The 253-nt window shown below is 58.5% G+C and carries 1 pseudogene; it reads left to right on the top strand.

What is annotated here, in order from left to right:
• Positions 1–36 precede the first annotated feature (36 nt).
• Positions 37–253, top strand: a pseudogene (locus MXD62_RS09155) (SAM-dependent methyltransferase); the annotation flags it as partial.

The following is a 253-nucleotide window of genomic DNA, read 5'->3' as shown; positions in this document are numbered from 1 at the left end:
TTCCGCAAACTGCCGGAAGCATGCGAGGATTGGCGCTTGATCGCCAATGAAATCCATCCGGCTCGGGTCACGGCGCTCTCGGAAAATATCGAACGGCTGGGCATCACCAACGCAATCGTCACCAATGAGACGCCGGAGCGGTTAGCTGAGCGCTTTCCTCACTACTTTGCCCGAATCCTGGTGGACGCCCCCTGCTCCGGTGAGGGCATGTTCCGCAAACTGCCGGAAGCATGCGAGGATTGGACAGTGGAAA

The organism is Frankia sp. Mgl5 (genome assembly GCF_023242985.1).
Classification (GTDB): domain Bacteria; phylum Actinomycetota; class Actinomycetes; order Frankiales; family Frankiaceae; genus Parafrankia; species Parafrankia soli.
Note: the sequence above shows the minus strand (reverse complement) of the source record. Positions and strands in the feature narration are given on the sequence as shown.